The 21,477-nt window shown below is 32.8% G+C and carries 23 protein-coding genes; 17 read left to right on the forward strand and 6 right to left on the reverse strand.

What is annotated here, in order from left to right:
• The first annotated feature begins 105 nt into the window (after positions 1-105).
• Positions 106-1,095 (forward strand): PLP-dependent cysteine synthase family protein, encoded by a 990-nt coding sequence (locus BMY18_RS08550; RefSeq protein WP_092452838.1) that lies wholly within the window; start codon positions 106-108, stop codon positions 1,093-1,095.
• 37 nt (positions 1,096-1,132) lie between these two features.
• Positions 1,133-1,600, forward strand: a complete 468-nt coding sequence (locus tag BMY18_RS08555) for a NifB/NifX family molybdenum-iron cluster-binding protein (RefSeq protein ID WP_092452841.1) — start codon at positions 1,133-1,135, stop codon at positions 1,598-1,600.
• Between the two features lie 58 nt (positions 1,601-1,658).
• On the opposite strand, the gene BMY18_RS08560 is transcribed toward BMY18_RS08555, so the two are convergent.
• The gene (locus BMY18_RS08560; RefSeq protein ID WP_092452844.1) at positions 1,659-3,071 is read right to left on the reverse strand and encodes a DHA2 family efflux MFS transporter permease subunit; all 1,413 of its coding nucleotides are present in this window, start codon (positions 3,069-3,071) and stop codon (positions 1,659-1,661) included.
• A 140-nt stretch (positions 3,072-3,211) separates the two neighbouring features.
• Entirely contained in the window at positions 3,212-3,781 is a 570-nt protein-coding gene (locus BMY18_RS08565) for a TetR/AcrR family transcriptional regulator (RefSeq protein ID WP_092452847.1), read from the reverse strand.
• A gap of 343 nt (positions 3,782-4,124) precedes the next feature.
• Here BMY18_RS08565 and BMY18_RS08570 point away from each other — a divergent pair, with 343 nt between their 5' ends.
• A complete protein-coding gene (locus BMY18_RS08570; RefSeq protein WP_092452850.1) occupies positions 4,125-4,556 on the forward strand; it encodes a hypothetical protein in 432 nt (143 codons plus the stop codon).
• Positions 4,557-4,647: 91 nt separating this feature from the next.
• Here BMY18_RS08570 and BMY18_RS08575 read toward each other — a convergent pair whose 3' ends face one another.
• Together BMY18_RS08575 and BMY18_RS08580 are read right to left on the reverse strand one after the other, a co-directional pair.
• Complete coding sequence (locus BMY18_RS08575; protein ID WP_092452853.1) at positions 4,648-5,835, reverse strand: MalY/PatB family protein; 1,188 nt, start codon at positions 5,833-5,835, stop codon at positions 4,648-4,650.
• A 29-nt stretch (positions 5,836-5,864) separates the two neighbouring features.
• Positions 5,865-7,004 carry a trans-sulfuration enzyme family protein gene (locus tag BMY18_RS08580; RefSeq protein WP_170841353.1) on the reverse strand — a complete coding sequence of 380 codons (1,140 nt, stop codon included), beginning with the start codon at positions 7,002-7,004 and terminating at the stop codon, positions 5,865-5,867.
• Positions 7,005-7,463: 459 nt separating this feature from the next.
• Between BMY18_RS08580 and BMY18_RS08585 the strand changes: the two genes are divergently transcribed.
• The 7 genes from BMY18_RS08585 (at position 7,464) to BMY18_RS08615 (ending at position 14,496) form a co-directional block, all read left to right on the forward strand.
• Positions 7,464-7,901, forward strand: coding sequence for an RrF2 family transcriptional regulator (locus BMY18_RS08585; protein ID WP_092452859.1), 438 nt, complete (start codon positions 7,464-7,466; stop codon positions 7,899-7,901).
• A 143-nt stretch (positions 7,902-8,044) separates the two neighbouring features.
• Positions 8,045-8,479, forward strand: coding sequence for an RrF2 family transcriptional regulator (locus BMY18_RS08590; RefSeq protein ID WP_092452862.1), 435 nt, complete (start codon positions 8,045-8,047; stop codon positions 8,477-8,479).
• A gap of 684 nt (positions 8,480-9,163) precedes the next feature.
• A complete protein-coding gene (locus tag BMY18_RS08595; RefSeq protein WP_092452864.1) occupies positions 9,164-10,474 on the forward strand; it encodes an O-acetylhomoserine aminocarboxypropyltransferase/cysteine synthase family protein in 1,311 nt (436 codons plus the stop codon).
• Between the two features lie 101 nt (positions 10,475-10,575).
• A complete protein-coding gene (locus BMY18_RS08600; RefSeq protein ID WP_092452867.1) occupies positions 10,576-11,208 on the forward strand; it encodes a DsbA family oxidoreductase in 633 nt (210 codons plus the stop codon).
• Between the two features lie 167 nt (positions 11,209-11,375).
• A complete protein-coding gene (locus BMY18_RS08605) occupies positions 11,376-12,497 on the forward strand; it encodes a cysteine desulfurase family protein (RefSeq protein WP_092452941.1) in 1,122 nt (373 codons plus the stop codon).
• A 143-nt stretch (positions 12,498-12,640) separates the two neighbouring features.
• Positions 12,641-13,471 carry a tRNA 2-thiocytidine biosynthesis TtcA family protein gene (locus BMY18_RS08610; RefSeq protein WP_092452870.1) on the forward strand — a complete coding sequence of 277 codons (831 nt, stop codon included), beginning with the start codon at positions 12,641-12,643 and terminating at the stop codon, positions 13,469-13,471.
• Between the two features lie 248 nt (positions 13,472-13,719).
• Positions 13,720-14,496, forward strand: a complete 777-nt coding sequence (locus tag BMY18_RS08615; RefSeq protein ID WP_092452873.1) for a hypothetical protein — start codon at positions 13,720-13,722, stop codon at positions 14,494-14,496.
• A gap of 86 nt (positions 14,497-14,582) precedes the next feature.
• Here BMY18_RS08615 and BMY18_RS08620 read toward each other — a convergent pair.
• Positions 14,583-15,715, reverse strand: a protein-coding gene (locus BMY18_RS08620; RefSeq protein ID WP_092452876.1) for an IS3 family transposase whose coding sequence is annotated in 2 segments (ribosomal slippage) — positions 14,583-15,448 and positions 15,448-15,715 — 1,134 coding nt in all. Because the reading frame shifts where the segments join, the coding sequence is not laid out codon by codon here.
• A gap of 168 nt (positions 15,716-15,883) precedes the next feature.
• Here BMY18_RS08620 and BMY18_RS08625 point away from each other — a divergent pair.
• The 3 genes from BMY18_RS08625 (at position 15,884) to BMY18_RS08635 (ending at position 18,264) form a co-directional block, all read left to right on the forward strand.
• On the forward strand, positions 15,884-16,546 hold the full coding sequence (locus BMY18_RS08625) for a hypothetical protein (RefSeq protein ID WP_092452879.1): 663 nt from the start codon (positions 15,884-15,886) through the stop codon (positions 16,544-16,546).
• A 279-nt stretch (positions 16,547-16,825) separates the two neighbouring features.
• Positions 16,826-17,353, forward strand: coding sequence for a hypothetical protein (locus BMY18_RS08630; protein ID WP_092452882.1), 528 nt, complete (start codon positions 16,826-16,828; stop codon positions 17,351-17,353).
• A 257-nt stretch (positions 17,354-17,610) separates the two neighbouring features.
• Positions 17,611-18,264, forward strand: coding sequence for a hypothetical protein (locus BMY18_RS08635; RefSeq protein WP_092452884.1), 654 nt, complete (start codon positions 17,611-17,613; stop codon positions 18,262-18,264).
• A 153-nt stretch (positions 18,265-18,417) separates the two neighbouring features.
• Here BMY18_RS08635 and BMY18_RS08640 read toward each other — a convergent pair whose 3' ends face one another.
• Complete coding sequence (locus BMY18_RS08640; RefSeq protein WP_092452887.1) at positions 18,418-19,386, reverse strand: Ig-like domain-containing protein; 969 nt, start codon at positions 19,384-19,386, stop codon at positions 18,418-18,420.
• A 241-nt stretch (positions 19,387-19,627) separates the two neighbouring features.
• Here BMY18_RS08640 and BMY18_RS08645 point away from each other — a divergent pair, with 241 nt between their 5' ends.
• The 4 genes from BMY18_RS08645 to BMY18_RS08660 all read left to right on the forward strand — a co-directional run bounded on the left by BMY18_RS08645 (position 19,628) and on the right by BMY18_RS08660 (position 21,452).
• Positions 19,628-20,056: an ABC-2 family transporter protein gene (locus BMY18_RS08645; RefSeq protein WP_092452889.1), complete on the forward strand. Its 429-nt coding sequence runs from the start codon at positions 19,628-19,630 to the stop codon at positions 20,054-20,056.
• 220 nt (positions 20,057-20,276) lie between these two features.
• Complete coding sequence (locus tag BMY18_RS08650) at positions 20,277-20,516, forward strand: type II toxin-antitoxin system RelE/ParE family toxin (RefSeq protein WP_330385964.1); 240 nt, start codon at positions 20,277-20,279, stop codon at positions 20,514-20,516.
• 48 nt (positions 20,517-20,564) lie between these two features.
• On the forward strand, positions 20,565-20,852 hold the full coding sequence (locus BMY18_RS08655; RefSeq protein WP_092452892.1) for a helix-turn-helix domain-containing protein: 288 nt from the start codon (positions 20,565-20,567) through the stop codon (positions 20,850-20,852).
• Positions 20,853-20,975: 123 nt separating this feature from the next.
• A complete protein-coding gene (locus tag BMY18_RS08660) occupies positions 20,976-21,452 on the forward strand; it encodes a low molecular weight protein-tyrosine-phosphatase (protein WP_092452895.1) in 477 nt (158 codons plus the stop codon).
• The last annotated feature ends 25 nt before the right edge of the window (positions 21,453-21,477 follow it).

Consider the following 21,477-nt stretch of genomic DNA (forward strand, 5'->3'; position numbering starts at 1 on the left):
AAGCATAAAGACAAAAGACATAAGACATGAGGTCATAAATATTATATTTAGATAGTTGATGGATTTACATTATAGGTGCCGTGAAGGGCGGAGGAGGATATTGATATGGGAAAAATTAATAAATCGATAACGGAGTTAGTGGGAAATACACCATTGTTGGAGTTGGTGAATTTTGAAAGACAGAATGGTTTGGAGGCTGAAATTGTAGTGAAACTTGAGTATTTTAATCCGAATCAGAGTGTAAAGGACAGAATTGCATTGGCAATGGTTGAGGATGCGGAAAAGAAAGGGTTACTGAAACCTGGATATACCATTGTTGAGACTACGAGTGGAAATACGGGGATTGGTTTGGCAGCAATTGCAGCTGCAAAAGGTTATAAGTTCAGAGTATATATTCAGGATAATGTAAGTATAGAAAGATTTAAGGTTATTAAGGCATTTGGTGGGGAGACGATTAAACTTTCAGCAGAACCTGCAGTTGCCAAAGTACTTGCAGAAACTGGAGGAGATTTTGTTGCTGCTATAAAAGCTTTGGAAAAAGAAGTATTGTCAAAAGAAAAGGATATATTTTTTGTGAATCAGGTTGCAAATCCTGCAAATCCTACGGTACATAAGGCTACGACTGGACCAGAAATATGGGAAGATACAAATGGAAAAATAGATATTTTAGTAGCAACAGTAGGTACGGGTGGTACGATATCAGGCGCAGGCGCTTATCTTAAATCCAAGAACCCTAATTTGAAGATTGTAGCTATTCAACCAGGTCCTGGTTCACTTCCTAGTGAAGCCAATCCGACACCGCCTGATATCACTGGAGTACATTCGTTTTCAGGGATACCAGAAGAAAGAATCCCTTCTACTATGGATTTGAGTATCTACGACGAATTTTATGAAGTAGAAACCCCACAAGCGTATGAAGCCGCAAGAGAAGTGGCGAAGTCAGATGGAATCTTAATTGGTACTTCATCAGGAGCAGCAATATATGTAGCCAAAGATTTAGCAAAAAAGCCACAAAATAAAGGAAAACGAATTGTCGCTATCTTAGCAGATACAGGCCTTCGTTATTTATCAACAGGTTTATTTGAAGAAGTATAATAGTTAAATGTCGTTCTAAGACAGAAATGAGGTTGTTATGTCATATAAGATAGCCGTCGCTTCTACAGATGGTATTTATTTAGATGCCCATTTTGGAGGTGCATCATCATTTCTAATCTATGAAGTAAATGCCGACGGTAGTTATGAAAATAAAGAAAAGCGAATCGTTCTAGGTGCAAATGAGGAAATAAGTAGTAGTTTAAATTGTTCAAGCAATTCAGACTGTGCCAAAAAATCAAGTTGCACAAGTTCCGACGAAAATAAAAATGGAAGCACTGGTGGATGTGGTGGTCATTCTGATTCAAAGATTGAAGCAAACGTAGCATTGATAGCAGATTGCCGTTGCCTACTTTGTAATAAGGTTGGAGCTGGGGCAGAAAGACAGTTGGAGCGAAAAGCAATCACAGCATTTCAAGTTAGCTATAAAATTGATGATGCACTTGCAAAAATTATTAATTATTATACGAAGATTGATAATCACATTTCCCTCCGAAACGCCAGATAATAATAAAGGAATAGAAAAAGGAACTTATTTATTACATATAAGTTCCTTTTTATATTCTTTATATTGAAGTAGTTACAACAGATGTTTTTTTATTTAAATAGGATAAAGCGATAGATAAAAGTAGTCCAACGAAAACAAATCCCGAAAGAACGAAGGTCGCTGTGCCAAATCCAGTAGCTACAGCTTTCACTGGGACTTGGTTACTTAAGGCTTTTAGCTGTGAGGCTGACATAATACCTATAAATAATGATGAACCAATTGCAGATGCAAGTTGTTGAAGAGTATTTAGAATAGCTACCCCATGTGGATAAGATTCTTTTGGTAATGTATTAAGCGCAGTTATTTGAGAAGGTGACATTGTGAGTGAAATCCCAATATCAATTGCAACAAATAACACAATGATTTTAATAATAGATGTATCCGTATTGGCATAAGATAAAATAAGTAATGGTACAAGTATTATAGCAAATCCAACAGGTACTAAAACGTTTGTCCCAAATTTATCATATAGTTTGCCAGCGATAGGGGTTACAACTGCAGATGCAAGCGATGCCGGGAGTAATACCATTGCAGTTATAAATGTGGTTACTTCAAGCGCACCTTGAAGAAACATGGGCAACATGACAGCCAGAGTAAATATTGTCATCATTGAAATCATAACAAGTACGGTTCCTATTGAAAAGACTGGATACCTAAATGTACGTATGTCTAACATTGGTTCTTTTAATGAAAGTTGACGTTTGCAAAATGAAATTAAAGATAGTATTCCAATTATGAAAACCAAACCGGTTATCTTAATGTTTTGACCTTCACTAATACTACTTAAAGCATATATAAAGCCTCCAAATCCTATGGTTGATAATATAATTGAAATAAAATCAATCTTAGGTTTTGTAACAGTTGATGTACTAACTATATAAATCGAACCGAGAATCATAGCTAAAATTATAATTGGAATTAATATAAAAAATAGTGTATGCCAATTAGAAAACTCTAATACAACTCCGGCAACTGTTGGACCAAGCGCAGGACCTAGGATAAGTGCGGCGCCACATAATCCCATTGTTGCACCACGTTTTTGAGGGGGTGTTACCACCAAGACAGTATTCATCATAATCGGAATTAGCATTCCTGTTCCGGCTGCTTGTAAACCTCTTGATAGTAAAAGCATTATAAATGATCCTGAAAAAGCTGCACATATTGTACCTAGTAAAAATATGGACATTGCTGATAAATATAACTGCTTTGTTTCGAATGTTTGAATTAAAAAGGCGGTAACTGGTACTAGAATTGCAACAATAATCATATATGCAGTGATAATCCACTGTATGGTTCCTGCTGTAACATTCATTTCCACCATTAGAGATGATAATGCAACATTTAATATTGTTTCGTTAAATACGGATATAAATCCACTAAATACCAATACTGCTATTATTGCATTTATATTGGTTGATCTTTTTGTTTCCATTCAATCTTTCCTCCTATTGTTAGACCGGTCTATATAATAGCCCATAAAATTAAGACTGTCTCAAATGAAGGAATATGAAAAATTATTCATATTCTCAAATTCAATAAGGCAGCAATTTTATTTGATATATCTATATTTTATTATATAGTTAATAATCTAGGTATCTGTTCAGCAATTAATCTAAGAGGATTACCATTTTTCTTTACCAATGAATAAGTAATTCCGCCTTCTATCATTTCGGAAATTACACATCCTAATTTATATGCATTATCTTTATCTATTCCAGATTTGATAAGTTTTTCAGCATAAATATTTTCTAATGAAGTGTAAATTTCTAAACAAGCATTTCTTAAAACATCACTTGTTAAATATGTTTCTAAGGCGATTAAGCTTATCGTCATATCTTTGGTTTTTTGGTCGCTATCAATTGCTGTCGCGATTATTTCTATAATAGATACAATAGCTTCAACTGGATTTTCAATATTTTGTAGGGAAACTAAAACTTTAGATTTAATTTTTTCGCCCTCAGAATATATGGCTGCTAAAGCAAGTTGTTCCTTCCCTTTAGGAAAATGGTAATATAGTGATCCCTTAGGAGCACCACTTTCTGCTAAAATCTCGTTTAATCCCGTTGCGTAATAACCCTTTGTTTCAAAAAGTTTGGCAGCAGTTTCTATCAAGTTTTCTTTTGTATTTATCTTATTATTCATAGCGATATACCTTCTTAATAAATTATAGTGACTGGTCTATTAGTGATAATACTTATTTTTTGTATAAATGTCAATATATAATTTACAACTACTACTAAATGCTAAAATTATCAATATGAATTATTATTATATTTTATCAAACTAATCCACCGATTATAACAATTCGAACATCTTTGTTATAGGAAACTCAAAATATATATAGAATATTGCACAAAAAAAATATGCGTTAAATTTTGAAAATGTAACAAAGTTAATAAAAAAGAGCGATAGCCCTTACAATAAGCGCAATACTTTGTTATGCTATAGGTAAGCAAGAATGGATTATTATGCTGGGAGGTTTATTATGCATGAAATAAATGAAGTAAAAAGTAAAGATTTCGATAGTTTAATGGATAAAAATGTGACACATAGAAAGTATGGTAATGGCAATATCGTTGAGGTCAATGATAAAATCATTAAAGTCAAGTTCGATAAAATTGAAGGTGTCAAAAAATTTATATACCCCGATTCATTTAATGGCTATATGACATTTGAAAATAAAGAGTTACAAGTTGAAACAATGAGATTGCTTGAAACAGAAGAAGCTAAAAAAAGAGTTGAAGAAGAGCTTAAGAGACAAGAGTATGAAAAAAAAGAAGAAGAAAAAAGAAATGAAAGTAATGATAAATTAAAAAAACAAAAAAAAGCGACAAAGGCAAAAGCAGATAGAGATCAAGAGAAGGCTTTGAAATTACTGAAGGAAGAATTAGGCGAAGAGCAGGCCGTTCAAGTATAAGCTTTATGCGTTATATGACGCAGTAACTTAAAACAAAGAAAGAATATGGAAAAGATTCCATATTCTTTCTTTGTTTTAAGTCATAGTGTGTTTAATCACTTGGATTTGATGAATGTATAGCTATTTCCAAATTCGTCAATGCCTGCACTAGTACACTTCGTGGACATGCAATATTGATTCGTTCAAATAACGCTGTTTCCTTACCAAATATAATTCCGCCGTCTAACCAAAGCTTTGCTTTGTCAATAACGATCTTTTCGAGTTCCTTATAAGATACTCCCAACGAGCTACAGTCAAGCCAGATAAGATAAGTGCCTTCTGGCTCAACAAGTTTTATTTCAGGTAGTTTTTCTTTGATAAAAGTTCGGGCGTAATCTAGATTTCCCTTTAAATAAGTTTTGAGCTCTTTTAGCCATTCATAACCATTTGAATATGCGGACTGACACGCAACTAGACCTAAAGTGGTTAGTTGACTGTATCCGCTGGCATCAAGCTCATGAATAAATCCATTTCTTATGGTCTTGTTTGGGATAAAGATGTTTGAAGTCTGCATTCCAGCCATATTAAAAGTCTTGCTTGGAGACGTGCATACGATTGAATTATTTGCAAATGCCTCACTTATGGAAGCAAAAACCGTATGCGTGTGGCCTGGATACGTAAAGTCACAATGAATTTCATCAGACAACACAATTACTTTATGTTTTAGGCAGATTTCACCCAGCCGTGTAAGCTCCTCTTTTGTAAATACGCGTCCGGTAGGATTTTGTGGGTTGCAAAGCAAAAATAATTTCACATTCTCATTTATGATTTTTGCTTCAAAGTCATCAAAATCAATGCTATATTTTCCGTCTTCATAAACCAGCTGACTGTTAATCAGTTTACGATTATTGTCATTGATACATTCAGAGAATGGATAATATACAGGTTGCTGAATTAGAACGCTGTCCCCTTCTTTTGTGAACGCTTTAATTGCCAAAGCAATGGCATACACCACACCAGGTGTTTTAATAAGCCATTCTTTTTTGATTTCAAAATTAAAATGATTTAAAAACCAATCATGTAGCGGTGTAAAGTAGCTTTCTTTCGTATCGCTATAACCAAAAATACCGTGCGCTACAGCATTTTGAATATCAGAAATAATTACTTCTGGCAGACGAAAATCCATGTCTGCAATCCAAAGAGGAATTAAGTCATCTCGGTGTTTACGCTCCATTCCAAAATCATATTTTAGGCTATTTGTATTTCTGCGGTCTATAATTTCATCAAAATTAGTCCCCATATAGTCAGTCTCCTTTATTAGATAATAAGTTAAAATGCTTGAGATAAATCATAAATTAGATCATCAATGTCTTCAATTCCAACAGACAGTCGTAGAATTGTAGGAGTGATGCCAGTTTCTTCACGCTTTTCTTGTGATAGATCAGCATGTGTCTGCGTCATAGGATAAGTGATTAATGTTTCAACGCCGCCAAGACTTTCCGCAAAATGAATCAACTGAACGGAACTAAGTATTTTTAATGCAAGATCCGAAGTTTCCACTTCAAATGTTAACATGCTACCAAAGCCTCTTGATTGTTTTTTACTGATTTCATAGCCAGGATGATCGGGAAGCCCTGGATAATATACATTTTTCACCTTTTCATTTGTTTGTAACCAAGCTACAATTTTAATCGCATTTTTTTGCTGCCGTTCCATACGAATTGATAGGGTCTTGATTCCTCTTAGAATTAGCCAGCTATCAAATGGAGCTAGCCCAGAACCTATCGTTTTTATGATAAATCTAAGCTTTTCTGATAATTCTGCGCTATTTACAACTAAAAATCCAGCGAGTGTATCATTATGACCGCCAAGAAACTTTGTTCCGCTGTGAATAACGATATCAGCACCAAGAACAAGCGGATTCTGGAAATACGGTGATAAAAAAGTATTGTCTACAATAAATAACAAATTGTGCTTTTTTGCTATTGCAGCAACTTTGACTATATCAGTCACATTCATCATTGGATTGGTTGGGGTTTCCACATAAATTGCTTTCGTAGAAGGTGTAATATAAGATTCGATATCATCGTTACCTGTATCGATATAATCAAATGTAATTTGATTCTTATGATTGATGTTGTCAAATAAACGAATAGAACCGCCATACAAATCATTTCCAGAAATGATGTGGTCACCAGGACTAAATATTTCCATAAGTGCAGAGATTGCAGCCATGCCACTAGAAAATGCAAGCGCATCATATCCGCTTTCCAGTGAACAGACAATATCCTCTAGGTGTTCTCTGGTTGGGTTTTGTAAACGGCTGTAGTCGTAACCAGTACTGTTTCCAACCCCAGGATGAGCAAAGGTAGCTGATTGATAAATAGGAAAACTAATGGCCCCTGACTTATCACAAGAGGTCCCTTCCTTATCACTATATAAACATTTTGTTGCAAGTTTATAATTCATTTTTAATTTCATGCATTTAATTGCGCTTTAATCGGTTTGAAAGAAGATCTGCGCAGCATGTCTCCTCATAATAATTTCTTCCAAACATTAGGTTTATTAGATTTAATCCTACAATATAATAACATATTCCATATTTACTTTGTAGGAATACTATAAATATATATTATCAAATTCAATTCGTCAATAAAAATTTAACAATTCCTATTGACATAGTATGAAATATATGATAAAAATAATATGTAAACCACAAGAAAGCAAATTAAGGGAATGCATGAAGAATATAGAAACGTAAATCAATGTAGGCAAAGCAATAATGCAAATCAATGAATGCAATCCACAAGTATTCAAATCTAATATATGTAAACCATTATAATAAGAAGATAAATTTACAAATATATTTTAACTAAGAATAAGATAAATAAATTTACAAATTGATTTTAATAATAAGGAGGTTAAAAAATGAAAATTTCAACAAAGGGACAATATGCATTACGTATGATGCTCGATTTGGCGATTAATAATACAGGTGAGTACATTACAATTAAAAGTATTGCTGCGAGGCAGTCATTACCTGAAAAATATATGGAACAGATTATGACAAGCTTATCGAAAGCAGGATATGTAAAAAGTATACGTGGATCAAAAGGTGGGTACCAATTGGCGGATAAACTTGAAAATTATACGGTTGGAATGATTCTTAGGACAATAGAAGGTAGTTTGTCACCAGTTTCTTTATTAGACGATATCCCCAATTCTAGTCTACAGAGTCAAAACTGTGTAACCTTTGATGTGTGGAAAGAATTGAACGATGCAATCAATAATGTAGTCGACAATATTACGTTGGAAGAGCTTGTACAGCGCCAATTAGCTAAAGCCGGAAATGACTATATGATTTAGAATAAAAAATTGACTAATCTAATATCTGAGAGTATTATATATTTAATTCCTATTATTCAAGTGTAGATGAAGTGAATACTAGGAATTAGAAACGAATAATATTTCTGCATGAAGATATCATACATACAGAAGGAGGATTTTAGATGAAAGTGTCAACAAAAGGAAGATATGCTTTAAGATTAATGCTGGATTTGGCTATACATGGTAAAGTCGATTTAGTAAGAATTAGGGATATCTCAGAAAGACAAGATATATCTGACAAATATTTGGAGCAGATAGTGTCAACCTTGAATAAAGCAGGATTTGTTAAGAGTATCAGAGGCCCACAAGGTGGATATCGTTTAACTAGGGAACCAGAACAATATACAGTTGGAATGATATTAAGACTTACCGAGGGAAGTTTAGCACCAGTAGCTTGCTTGGAAGACGATGAAAATCAGTGCGCTAGACAAGGCGATTGTGTAACCCTATTACTTTGGAAAAAACTCGATGATGCAATTAAAGGTGTCGTTGATAATGTAACACTTGCCGATCTAGTAGACTGGCAACAAGGTAAAGTAGATAATTACGTAATATAGTCATTGGTGAAATTGATAATTGTATCATATAACACTAATGGAAAATCGGTAATTATGTATATAGACATACTGAAAAAACGATAATTATGTATATAGTCTTATTGAAAAAAATTAATTATGTATGTAAGTAAAATCCAAGAAGCCGCATTTATGCCGGCTTCTTTTTTTCGTATTTCGAGACAACGTAAAATCATTACTTTGGCTTTGCAGTATCATTTGACGGTATGCAAAAGTTACTTATGTGTTTATTTTGTGCGCCAAGATAAAAAGTTCGTTGTCTGACGAACGCAGTGAGGAGTTCGAACTTTTTATCTTATCTTTTAGCACAAAATAAACACATTAGTAACTTGCATACAAGGAGATGATACAGCAAAGCCAAAGTAATGATTTTACGTCCGTTCCAAAATAAAAAAAGAATTAATACAAAACCTATTGACAAAGTAGGAAAAGAATTTTATAATTCATTTAATAAATCCTAAATCATAGATAGGGAAACGAAAGGAATGATAAATATGAGAAAATTAGAGAAGGAAAATCATTATCTACCGGAGAGCTTTCGAATGTGTCGATGTTGTAGCTAACTTCAGCAAGCAAGGATAATAATTACATAAATTATGATTTATAAATAAAAATAAAATAAAATAAAAAGGGCATATTAATGAAAATATGCAAAGGGAGAATATTATGAGTGATAAAATCAAAAGAGCAGACAGAAAATTGAAATTTGAGACATTGCAGTTACACGTAGGTCAAGAGAGCCCAGATCCAGTTACAGATTCAAGAGCAGTTCCAATTTACCAGACATCATCTTATGTATTTCGTAATTCAGCACATGCAGCAGCAAGATTTGGTTTAGCTGACGCTGGTAATATTTATGGAAGATTAACAAATCCAACACAGGGTGTATTTGAAGAAAGAATTGCAGCACTTGAAGGTGGCGTTGCAGCACTTGCAGTTGCTTCAGGAGCAGCAGCGGTTGCATATACAATTGAGAATTTAGCACAACAAGGAGATCATATTGTTGCAGCGAAGAACATATATGGCGGAACATATAACTTATTGGCACATACATTGCCTCAATATGGCATCACAACAACTTTCGTTGATGTATTTGAAGAAGGAGCAATTCAAAATGCAATCAAGGAAAATACAAAAGCTATATTGATTGAGACATTAGGAAATCCAAAGTCAGAAGTTGTAGATATTGAAGCAATTGCTAAAATCGCACATGATAATAAAATCCCATTAGTAGTGGATAGTACATTTGCAACTCCTTATCTTGTTAGACCAATTGAATATGGCGCTGATATTGTTGTTCATTCAGCAACAAAATTCATTGGCGGTCACGGAACTGCAATTGGTGGCGTTATTGTTGATAGTGGAAAGTTTGATTGGGAAGCATCTGGCAAATTTGCATCTCTTACAGAACCAAATCCAAGTTATCATGGAATTAGCTTTACAAAAGCAGTAGGACCTGCAGCATTTGTTACAAAAATCAGAGCTATCCTATTAAGAGATACTGGTGCTACATTATCACCATTCCATGCTTTCTTATTCTTACAAGGATTAGAGACACTTTCACTTAGAGTTGAGCGTCACGTAGAGAATGCACTTAAAGTAGTTCAATACTTAAATAATCATCCTCAAGTAGAGAAGGTACATCATCCTTCTGTTACAGATGATCAAAGCCAAAAAGATTTGTACAAAAAGTACTTTCCTAATGGTGGTGGATCAATATTTACATTTGAGATCAAAGGTGATGATCAGAAGGCAAAAGATTTCATTGATAATCTAGAATTGTTTTCACTCCTTGCAAATGTTGCAGATGTGAAATCTTTGGTTATACATCCAGCATCTACTACACATTCACAGCTTTCAGGTGAAGAATTATTAGACCAAGGAATCAAACCTAACACAATTCGTCTATCAATTGGAACTGAAAACGTAGATGATATTATTCAAGATTTAGAAGAAGCATTTAAAGCTGTACTATAAGGAATAATAAGTTGTTGTTCAAAGGCCCTTGGATATCGTATAATAGCTTGTATAAAGAGAAACTTATATAAAAATATTAATAGATTGGGTGGGAAAAACATATGAAAATAGAAGTATGGTCAGATTTTGCATGTCCCTATTGTTATCTAGGGGAGAAAAAATTAGAGAAGGCAATCGCCGAGGTAGAATTAAAATCCCCTGTGGAGATTACATTTAGAAGTTTTCAGTTGAATGTAGATGCAGGGAGTTATAACGGTCAGAATATTAATACTCTTATTTCAAAAAAATATGGGATTACTTTGGATGAAGCGAAAGCGGCAAATGATAATATTGTTAGTCTTGCAGCAGAGGTAGGTTTGAATTTTGATTTTGAACATCTAAAACCAGGAAACACAGCACTGGCTCATGAAGTTTTAAAATTTTCAAATTCAATTGGAAAAGGCAATGAAGTAGCAAAACGTATTTTTGCAGCATACTTTGAAGAAGGCATAGATATTGGCGATAAGAATAATCTTCTCGAACTTGCAGAAGAGGTAGATATTGATAAGAATACATTACAACTAGATTTAAAACTTGAAAAATATACTAGCGAAGTTATTAAAGATCAAAATGAAGCAATTCAACTTGGTATAACAGGTGTTCCATTTTTTATTATTGATAACAAATATTCAATATCCGGGGCTCAAAGTGTTGACTACTTCAAAAAGGCTTTAGAAAAAGCTATGGAGGATTAGTTCAGAGTTGAGGAATATGCATTATTAAACGGCAGCAAGGTTAAACATGAATTTGTGAAATTTGATTTGCAAATTTAAAAAGATAAGGTATAATAAAACTATGTTTATAAAGGTTAAAAGGCAGCAGTCATATGATTGGTGCCTTTTTTCGGCAGAGAGGAATTCAGATGATATATTTAGATTATGCTGCAAATACACCAGTAAATAGTGAGGTTTTAGACTGCTTTTGTGAGGAAAATAGATCCTTTTATGGCAATCCAAACTCTACTCATAAATTAGGACAAAACGCAAAACAACATATGGATGAAATTACCGCAAATATTGCGAATTTACTTGAAGTAAAGCCGTCTGAACTCATATATACTTCGGGTTCTAGCGAATCCAATAATCTAGCAATAAAAGGTGTGGCTTATACCTATAGAAATAGAGGAAAGCACATCATTTCAACATGTTTGGAGCACTCATCAGTGAGTGGAGCCCTGACTGCATTAAAAAATCAAGGTTATGAAATCGATTTGGTGGATATCTTACCAAATGGTCAGGTTGATATGGATCACTTAGCGGAATTAATAAGAAATGATACAATACTCATTTCGGTGTGTTATGTGGACAGCGAGTTAGGAATTTTACAACCGATTGAGGAAATAGCAAAACTTATAAATGACAAACCAAACTGCTATCTACACGTTGATGCTACTCAGGCAGTTGGAAAAATTAAAATCAACATGGAAAACATTGATCTGTTATCATTTACTCCCCATAAATTTTATGGGATTAATGGATGTGGCATTCTAATCCGCAAAGAAAATGTAGTTTTGGAGCCTTTAATACATGGTGGAGCAAGTACGACTATATATAGAAGCGGAACACCAGCATTAGGTTTAGCAGCTTCTATTTACACAGCGCTTCAGATTGCCTATGAAGCATTGGATAAAAATTATAATTATGTGGAAAAACTCAATCAAGAAATAAAATCGCAACTTTTAAAATATCCATTGGTTAGAATAAATAGTACAGAAAAATCAATACCCCACATCTTGAACCTTAGCGTGAAAGGTGTAAAGGGTACTGTATTTCAACAGGAATTATCAAGTAGGGATATTTGTGTATCAGTGAAGTCCGCATGCTCTGTGGAAGCGACGATGTCAAGACCAGTGTATGCAGTTTCAAAAGACAAGAAAAATGCAATGTGTTCATGGAGAATCAGTCTTAGCCATTTGACAACCAAGGAAGAAGTTGATACATTTATGAAGGCGTTTGATGAATGCTATAAGAAATTGACGATTTAAAAGGTGAAAAAGAGCTGAACTGGTTTGAAAGTAATATATTGAAACTATATACGAAAATATACATTGAAGCTATATTGAAACTTTATATTGAAACTATACATTGAAAACATGCATTGAACCATGTATGTTGAAAGGAAATTACCATGGAAAGATACGAAGAAATAGAGAAGAGTATTATTAAAAAATATAGAAAACCTATCTGGAGACAGTTTACAAAAGGCATCAATGAGTATGAGATGATCAAGGAAAATGATAAAATTGCGGTTTGTATTTCTGGCGGAAAAGACTCCATGCTTCTTGCCAAATTAATGCAGGAAATACAAAAACACGGTGTAATAAAGTTTGAGTTGGTTTTCCTTGTAATGGATCCTGGTTATAATGAGATTAATAGGCAGACGATAATTAATAATGCAGAGTTATTAAATATTCCGATTACGATTTTCGAATCAGATATATTTGATGCTGTGGCAAATGTGGAAAATACGCCATGCTACTTGTGTGCTAGAATGCGAAGAGGCTATTTATACAGTAATGCACAAAGGCTAGGCTGTAATAAGATTGCACTAGGACATCATTTTGATGATGTAATTGAGACCATACTTATGGGGATGATGTACAGTGGTAAAATAGAGACCATGATGCCCAAGCTCCATAGCAAGAATTTCGAAGGAATGCAGCTAATAAGGCCTATGTATAAGGTAAAAGAAGCTGACATTATTGCATGGAAAGAATATAATGACTTGCAGTTTATTCAGTGCGCATGTAGATTCACTGAAAATTGTTCAATATGTGACAATGGTGGTGGCGGCTCCAAAAGAGAAGAAATGAAGAAGCTCATCAAAAAATTACGTCTAACGAGTGATGTGATAGATATTAATATCTTCAGAAGTATCCATAACATTAATTTAAATACGGTAATTGGTTATCACAAGGACGACGTTGAGAGTAGCTTTTTGGATGACTATAACGACTAGTAGCACATGCATAGACACTTAGATACGTAAGATATCATATAGGATAGAGCATATTGACGACACCCATTGAATATGGTAATATTAACCAATGGGGTATAAATTAAAGGGGACAATTAAACAGGGTAAGAGGCTAAGAATTATTAGCGTTGCTTAACTATGAATTTTGCCGAGAATATTTATATTCTCGGCTTTTATTTTATAAAAATTAAGATATATTTATTGGAATTTTACAGTAAAGTGAGGTTTATATGAAAAAGGTTAAAATTACATTGGTATCAACTATTGTATGTATAAATATAATTACTGCAATATGCTTGGTAAGCTGCCAAAATAATGAGAGCGGTAATACTTTTGATAATAGTACAAGCAGCCATGATGAGGTATCTAGTATATCTTATGAGCTAAGAAATGTTTCTGTGGATTATACAATAAATGAAGAAGTATTTTCAGATACATCACATATAAATAGTAATGTTAATATTAAGTACCCACAATTAATTGGTGATAAGAGAGATTATTCTGAGGTGAATAATTTTATTAAAGAAACAATAATGGAACATTTATATGATTATGGTGTTGATTATTCTAATTTAACCATTACTGTTGATTTTAAAATTACGTTTAGCAATAAACGATTGATTAGCATTGTGTTTAGTGGATTTGGTAATGTTAGAACAGCAGCACACCCCAATAATATCTTTTATTCATTAAATATAGATCTAGAGGCTTGTTCAAAAATAAAGCTACAGGATATATGTTCTATTAATAGTAATTTAGTTAAGATTTATAGGGAGAAATGGGCACAGCAAACAGATGAAGTAAGAGCGGTTATTTTGAGAGATTATAATGATGATGATTTAATAAAAGCATTCACTCAGGCGGATAATTTAGGTAGTAGTGTATATAGTTATCTAACTAGTAATGGAGTAGCATTTAGTCTTTCTGTTTCGCATGCAATTGGAGATCATATAGAAACTGAAATTAATTACCAGGAAATAAAAGATAACCTTAAAATAAAAGAGTGAATATTTGAAAATTAATTATCTTAGGAAAATGTTCTATAGTAGAAAGTGTTGTTAAAAATAAAGACTACTGGATTGTCAATATTTTTCTAAACAACTTTTTTAAGGGTATTCATTCTGTATTGGACTGGTGTTTGATATTCCAGCGAAGAATGAATTCTGCGGTTATTAAACCAATTAACATAGTCAGCTAACTCCAATTGTAATTGATAAAGACTTGCAAATGTCTGATTCTTTACAAATTCTGTCTTGATGATTTTAAATGTTGCTTCAGCAACGGCATTGTCATATGGGCAGCCTTTATGGCTTAGTGACCTCTGAATATCAAAGACTTCAAGTGTTTCATCAATCATCTGGTTCTTGAATTCATTGCCTCGGTCTGTATGAAATATATTTATATCACCAAGATTTTCTTTCACTGACATAAATGCCTGTTTTACTAATGCTGCAGTTTTACGTCGACCAGAACTATAACCAATGATTTCGCGGTTAAAAAGGTCAACAAGTACACATATGTAATGCCAGCTCATTCCGACTCTAACATATGTTAAATCACTTACTACTACGTTTCTATATGACTGTTCGTTAAAATGTCGATCAACAACATTTTCCACTTTTGATTCATTACATGTATCTTTTTGTGGATGAAATTGAGCCGTAGTATAAGAAGATACAAGACCTTCCTGCTTCATGATTCTGCCGATTCTTCTACGAGATGAAATGATATCTCTATCGGCAAGCTCTTTCTTGATTTTTCGCGTTCCGTAATTATTACGGCTCGCTTTAAATATATCAACTATGGCAGATTCAAGCTCAGATTCATTCCGATTCTTGCTTGCTTCATAATAGTAGGTACTTCTGTTAACCTGAAGGACGCGACACATTGCTGATACAGAGTATTTGTGAATATTCACCTTAATCACATTTACTTTCGTCCTAAGATCAGCGCCGCTTGTTTTAAAATATCATTCTCCATCTCTAACACTTTTAATTTTTTCTGGAGACGGATCAGTTCTTCTTGCTCAGGGGTACGATTGTCCTTCTCTTTGAAAGAACCAGAACTCTCTGCCTGGATAATCCATTTATCTAAGAGTGAACTAGCAATATCATACTCACGTATGATGTCGCATTTTCTTTTACCGTTACGGTAGAGATCAATAATTTGTTGTTTAAAATCTGATGTATAAGTACGTCGGGTTTTACGAGGGGCTTTTTCGGACATAATCAATCTTCCTTTCATTTATATGAATTCATTGTATATGCCCTTTAAAAATCTGTCTAGTTTATTATAGCCGATCCAGTTGGCGCTTTAACCTAGGTGACTATTCCATAGGTTGATCCACATAATGAAGGTCGATTCTATAAATATAAGTAGGATAAGGGTAAAAATATGATTAAACAAAAAGTATTTATATGTATCCTTTTGTCGATTCTGTTAATGCAGTCTGCTTGTTCGCATTCGTCAGATCCATTTGATACATCATCAAGCAGGATAACATCTGATGCATCATTAGGGGGGGATATATCCTCAGACAACCATTCTTTCTTTTCTGTTGATGATATTAAGAACGCTGAAATAATTGAAGAAAACGAACATTATAAAGTCGTTAAATTGAATTTCCTGTTTTACTATAATATATTTGATGAAAATCATAGAATAGTGAAATCAGGCGGACCATTGAGTCGCCAACCCCACATTTTAATGGTAAGCGATCATCTTGTAAGGTTCACATTGCAAGCAGGTACAGGAATAGGGACTCAATGGGGGTACTACTACGACACAAAAATGGATATGCTTTCAAGTATCTTCCAATACATTTTTGACCAGTGCAATGGCAAAGTAGCATATGGGGGGGTAAACAAGGTTATTGTAAGAGATATTTTTGATGAGACCAAGTATTTTCTTGAAATAACATCTTTTAAAGAACCTTTTTCAAATGTGGTCGAGCCTATCACCAATGTAGAATTTACAGACAGTGGAGCAAGTGTAAAAGTTTCATATCTTACAGGTGTTAATTATCAAGAAATATCAGAAAGTTTTGACTTGAATTGACTTTTTGCAATATCATAAATAATCGAATTTAAAAAAATATTAAAATCCTGCAATTGCAGCCAGATCATGAAAAAGCTCTATTAGAGGCTAAAAAGATTGAAATAAGAAGGCGTGGTAATTTGATTTGAAAAGAGAAATGGAATTTATTGTTACAATTTTTATCTGTATTTCTATTGCAACTAATCATTTGTGAAATAAGAGTGAGGATGCGTGTGAATAAAAAATTACGAATTATTGTAGTAGTATGATGAAATTTTAAAAATTAGAATAGGTGATTAAATGAAAAAATATCGTATTACAAAATATAATCCTTTCCTTCGTGATAAACAAGGACGATATGCTTTGAGTGAATGGACATCATATGCTGATATTGGAAAATTATATAATGGTGAAGTATTTGAGCCTAATGAATATATATGTGTCGAAAACAAATATATTCAAGTGTTAATGATGATATTAAAAGATAAGAGTATTGATACATTAGTAGTCAAAGATTTGGAAAAATATTTCAGCATTGCTGAAGCAGTGAAACTTCTAAACGATAGTGATTTGTCTTTATCAAAAAAAGAAGAAGAATTATTTGAAACTGTAAGGAATGAAAACATAATATCGATTAGTCAAGTGGATGAAATGACTAAATTATTATTGAGAGAGTGTTTATGGTGCAAATTAAGGACTCAGGAAAATAACTTGTTTATTCAGGTCGGATATGATTTTTATTTGTATATATATTGTGAAAATATACCACGAAAAATTATTAGTGATGTTAGCATGTTTCAAATGTATATAGAAGAAATGGATATATAAGATGTTTGAATTAATATTAAACTTGCGATTGAAACAAGAAGTAGAATATCCAGAAAATGATCAAGGGAAGTTATTATTGGATTTGTCCTGATTGTCACGACTTTAAGGAACTTTTTCAGTGGAAATAATGAGCAAGTTATAGATGTATATTGCTGAGATGATGAAATGATTTTTTGGGATTGTTGATAATACGTTGAGTTATTATATACTTAAGTAAGGAAAAAGGAGATTTATGATTAAAAAATACAATAGAGATTATGTTATTTTTTTCAATAAAATGGACTTCGATTATTCCAATATTATCGGGTATTGCATCACTTATTATTTTTGTATTTAAATGGTTTGATAGTTATGCGTTTTTTTTTAATATAATTTTTATTGTATCTGTATATATTTTTATACTCAATGCATATCCATACTTACATAAATATTATTATAGCCAAAGCGCAATCTATATATGCTTTGGAAAGCTTGTAACTAAAAAAATATTATACAATGATATTGATACAATAGTAATCTACAATGCAGTTTACACTAAAGGAAGAGGCTCAGCTACTTACGGGAGAAAACTTGAAGAAAAACATATAATAGATGGTAAAAAAATATTTTTACAATATGCTTATTTCTCTTTTTTTACTTCTGATATCATTTGTAAGCAGCTAAAGCCAAAAATGACAAATATAGAAATTCCAGGTGATTGTCGTAGAAATTCTTTATTTGGTGCGTTGTGTTTCATTGATTCATTTAGAGATTTATTGTCTCATGTTGTTCCTAAAACATATATTCTTGAAGACGTGTATTTAAGATATCAGAAAGATTTTGATGAGATTATTTCACAACATTACCGATATATTGATAACTTTTTCATCGTCTCTCAGGAAAATATTAATTATATAAATTATCCAAAGTAGAAGATAAATAAATATATAATATCACTAAAAATTTGCTTTACTAATATAATGCAGGAAAAATTATATAAAATTTAATTTATAAAATTAATCATAGCCGCAGAGCAAACCACCAGCTAAGCTGGTGGTCTTGATTAGAAAAGTATTAAATGCTTTCTATTTATATAAACCATGCTTGGAAAATACGTATACAAAATATTTTTCATCTGTATTTAAAACTGTATCGTGTATCGTAATAAATGCACATCCTTCTGATACACTATTAACTTTTCCATTTGAATCAACTGTAGCAATATCTGTATTACTTGAGGTATATGTTGAATTGGACCTAAATGGAACTGATGAACTATAGTGATTTCTTATAACAATGGGGTTAGATGTATTATTACCGCTTCTATAAGTTTCGTAATCTTCTGGTGATAAAACAATAATTAACTTAGCAAACATACCACCATTTGTAGAATCAAAAACTACAAAATCATATCCAGTGTTAATCGTATTAAGTTTTAGGGTACTGCCCTTTAACAAACCGGCTAAAATATTTCTTGTCCCTAAAGTATAACTATCAACATAATTAGAAAAGGTAGAATATTTTCCAAGTTGTAAAATACTTACATTATTCCAGAAGGAAAAATCTGTGTATGAAATTGTAAAAGATTGAGAGTCATCAAAATCAACTGAATTCGGGGCTTGCGTATAAACTTCATTCTTAGTAGTTGGAGCTTGGGTGGTAAGAACTTGCGTAGTGGCTTGCGTAGTAGCTTGTGTAGTAGCAGAAGTATCTGAAGATGCTTGAGTTTCTTGTGTTACCGTTATCTGTTGTGCAGGGCTTTCGGTTACCGTATTCGCCGTAGTATGAGTAATGTTTTCTGTAGATGAATTATTCTGTGCACTATTTGGATAAGATGTACTTTGTGTTTCTTTTTGGGAAGATGTATTAGATTGTAATGCTAAATCCTTTGATTCCATAGAACTATTAAGTGAATTTTTTCCTGAACCTATTGTAGAAAATGAAAATACTATAATTACAATAATAATTAATAGTACAGCTCCCATTGATGATGTAATCAAGAGATTTTTTTTAGAAATTTTTACGAATTTTGCTTTTAATTTATTAAAAATCATATGAATAAGTTCCCCCTGTGTTATATTTGGTATATTATACCATTAAAATTATAGATGCTTCAATATATTTATAAATAATTGTGAAAGAAATGTAGATCTATAAAATTCTCAGTAAGTTTGGAATATTGTTAATTGCCACAAAATGTTTTTGTATAAAATAGTAAATTAGATATGTTCGAGAAAGGCAAGTAACCAATGGAGTATGTTTGTAATTATCGAAAGAGTGTAGAAAGGGTTAAGGATGAAACCAAAGAATAGGAACGCCTATTTTTATGTATATAAAACACAGATCTTAAAAGGTCTGGCATATAAGTTTGATGTGTATGGCAATATTTTAATGCAGACGATCATCATGGTGGCAACAGCATATTTTTGGAGAGCTTTATTCAAAAATGCTGATTCGGTGCAAGGAGTTACAGTGGATACGATGCTGACTTATACGGTGGTTTCTTCCATGATTTCTGTGGTGCTGACTACTAATGTAGAACACAGAATCACACTTAGTGTTAGAAAGGGCACGATTGCCATTGATATGATGAGGCCGGTAAATATCTTTAAAGTTTTTTTTGCTGAAAACTTGGGCGGTGTAACGGCATTACTGTTTCAAAATCTGTTGCCTATCTTTCTCATTGGAAGTGTTTTGATCAAATGTTTGTATGCCTCGGTATAGTATCAACTGTGGTGGAGAATTGCTTGTAATTGTGGTGGCTCATGGGAATAATGAAGTGTTTTTACGACACATTTACGACAGGATTTTTGAAAAAATTGCGAAAAAATTGAGATACGTTAATGTGAATTGAGTTGCTAGGCTATGATGAAAATGTAATATTCTTTCAATTGACAATATGGCATATATACCATATACTAAAAGTAAGCAAGTGAGGAAAAAAGTGAATAAATTTACAATAGAGTTTTATGAAAGAGAAAATGGGGTTATACCAGTAGAAGAATTCTTACTTAGCCTTGATAAAAAGATGCGTGCAAAAATTCTTGGAATCATGGGCATACTACAGGAAAAGGGAAATCAGTTAAGAGAACCTTATAGCAAACATCTTGACGATGGAATTTTTGAAATCAGAGGAAAAGTTGGAACTGATATTTCCAGAGTTCTATGCCTAAGTCAGAAATAGAAAAAGCTAAAGCATATCGAAATAATTATTTAGAAAGGTGTGAGAAGAATGAGAAAATATGATGATTTTCTAGCAGAGCAGTTACAGGATGAAGAGTTAAAAAAAGAATATGACAATCTGCAACCAGAGTTTGATGTGATTCGTGCAATTGTGGATGCAAGGGTATCTCAAAATCTTACACAGAAGCAATTAGCAGAACGCAGTGGCATTAATCAGGCGGATATCAGTAAGTTGGAAAATGGAACGAGGAATCCATCTATTAACCTGTTAAAAAGATTGGCTGATGGAATGGATATGGCACTTAAAATTGAATTTATACCAAAACAGAAGATTTAGTGGAAGAAGCTTTATTGGGTTATGAAAGTAATCTGATAGAGCTTTTTGAGCCAAAGGAATTCTCGCTGTCGTAAAATCAAGAGAAAGTCAATAAAATCAAGCGTTTACAAGGAGAATTAATAGATGACAAAAGTACTATTTGTATGCCTCGGCAACATTTGCCGCTCTCCGATGGCGGAATATGTATTTAAAGATATTGTAAAGAAAAAAGGATTGGAACATGAGTTTTTTATTGCTTCAGCAGCCACAAGTTCAGAGGAAATAGGCAATCCAGTACATCACGGTACAAGGAATAAATTAAGGCAGTATGGTATTTCAACGGATGGGAAAAGAGCTATTTTGTTAACTTCTAAAGACTATCAAAATTATGATTACATTATTGGCATGGAGCAAGCAAATATTCAAAATATGAATCGAATATTAGGACAAGATATCCAAAATAAAATATATCGGTTATTAGATTTCACAAAAAGCCCAAGAGATATTGCAGATCCTTGGTATACTGGGAATTTTGATTTGACGTATAATGATGTCCAAGAAGGTTGTGAAGCGTTGTTGGAGTATATTATTACAAATGATTTAAAGAAAAAAATATTTTAAATTAAAAATGTATGTATACATCCCA

Source organism: [Clostridium] fimetarium, assembly GCF_900111235.1.
Lineage (GTDB): Bacteria > Bacillota > Clostridia > Lachnospirales > Lachnospiraceae > Clostridium_N > Clostridium_N fimetarium.

What these genes read in the sequence shown, in the direction of transcription:
- BMY18_RS08555 (WP_092452841.1), top strand. Translation starts at nt 1,133, where the DNA reads ATGTCATATAAGATAGCCGTCGCTTCTACAGATGGTATTTATTTAGAT.
- BMY18_RS08610 (WP_092452870.1), top strand. Translation starts at nt 12,641, where the DNA reads ATGGAAAGATACGAAGAAATAGAGAAGAGTATTATTAAAAAATATAGA.
- BMY18_RS08565 (WP_092452847.1), bottom strand. Translation starts at nt 3,781, where the DNA reads ATGAATAATAAGATAAATACAAAAGAAAACTTGATAGAAACTGCTGCC.
- BMY18_RS08560 (WP_092452844.1), bottom strand. Translation starts at nt 3,071, where the DNA reads ATGGAAACAAAAAGATCAACCAATATAAATGCAATAATAGCAGTATTG.
- BMY18_RS08645 (WP_092452889.1), top strand. Translation starts at nt 19,628, where the DNA reads ATGAAACCAAAGAATAGGAACGCCTATTTTTATGTATATAAAACACAG.
- BMY18_RS08600 (WP_092452867.1), top strand. Translation starts at nt 10,576, where the DNA reads ATGAAAATAGAAGTATGGTCAGATTTTGCATGTCCCTATTGTTATCTA.
- BMY18_RS08625 (WP_092452879.1), top strand. Translation starts at nt 15,884, where the DNA reads ATGATTAAACAAAAAGTATTTATATGTATCCTTTTGTCGATTCTGTTA.
- BMY18_RS08655 (WP_092452892.1), top strand. Translation starts at nt 20,565, where the DNA reads ATGAGAAAATATGATGATTTTCTAGCAGAGCAGTTACAGGATGAAGAG.
- BMY18_RS08570 (WP_092452850.1), top strand. Translation starts at nt 4,125, where the DNA reads ATGCATGAAATAAATGAAGTAAAAAGTAAAGATTTCGATAGTTTAATG.
- BMY18_RS08575 (WP_092452853.1), bottom strand. Translation starts at nt 5,835, where the DNA reads ATGGGGACTAATTTTGATGAAATTATAGACCGCAGAAATACAAATAGC.
- BMY18_RS08660 (WP_092452895.1), top strand. Translation starts at nt 20,976, where the DNA reads ATGACAAAAGTACTATTTGTATGCCTCGGCAACATTTGCCGCTCTCCG.
- BMY18_RS08635 (WP_092452884.1), top strand. Translation starts at nt 17,611, where the DNA reads ATGTTATTTTTTTCAATAAAATGGACTTCGATTATTCCAATATTATCG.
- BMY18_RS08550 (WP_092452838.1), top strand. Translation starts at nt 106, where the DNA reads ATGGGAAAAATTAATAAATCGATAACGGAGTTAGTGGGAAATACACCA.
- BMY18_RS08615 (WP_092452873.1), top strand. Translation starts at nt 13,720, where the DNA reads ATGAAAAAGGTTAAAATTACATTGGTATCAACTATTGTATGTATAAAT.
- BMY18_RS08630 (WP_092452882.1), top strand. Translation starts at nt 16,826, where the DNA reads ATGAAAAAATATCGTATTACAAAATATAATCCTTTCCTTCGTGATAAA.
- BMY18_RS08595 (WP_092452864.1), top strand. Translation starts at nt 9,164, where the DNA reads ATGAGTGATAAAATCAAAAGAGCAGACAGAAAATTGAAATTTGAGACA.
- BMY18_RS08590 (WP_092452862.1), top strand. Translation starts at nt 8,045, where the DNA reads ATGAAAGTGTCAACAAAAGGAAGATATGCTTTAAGATTAATGCTGGAT.
- BMY18_RS08580 (WP_170841353.1), bottom strand. Translation starts at nt 7,004, where the DNA reads ATGAATTATAAACTTGCAACAAAATGTTTATATAGTGATAAGGAAGGG.
- BMY18_RS08605 (WP_092452941.1), top strand. Translation starts at nt 11,376, where the DNA reads ATGATATATTTAGATTATGCTGCAAATACACCAGTAAATAGTGAGGTT.
- BMY18_RS08585 (WP_092452859.1), top strand. Translation starts at nt 7,464, where the DNA reads ATGAAAATTTCAACAAAGGGACAATATGCATTACGTATGATGCTCGAT.
- BMY18_RS08640 (WP_092452887.1), bottom strand. Translation starts at nt 19,386, where the DNA reads ATGATTTTTAATAAATTAAAAGCAAAATTCGTAAAAATTTCTAAAAAA.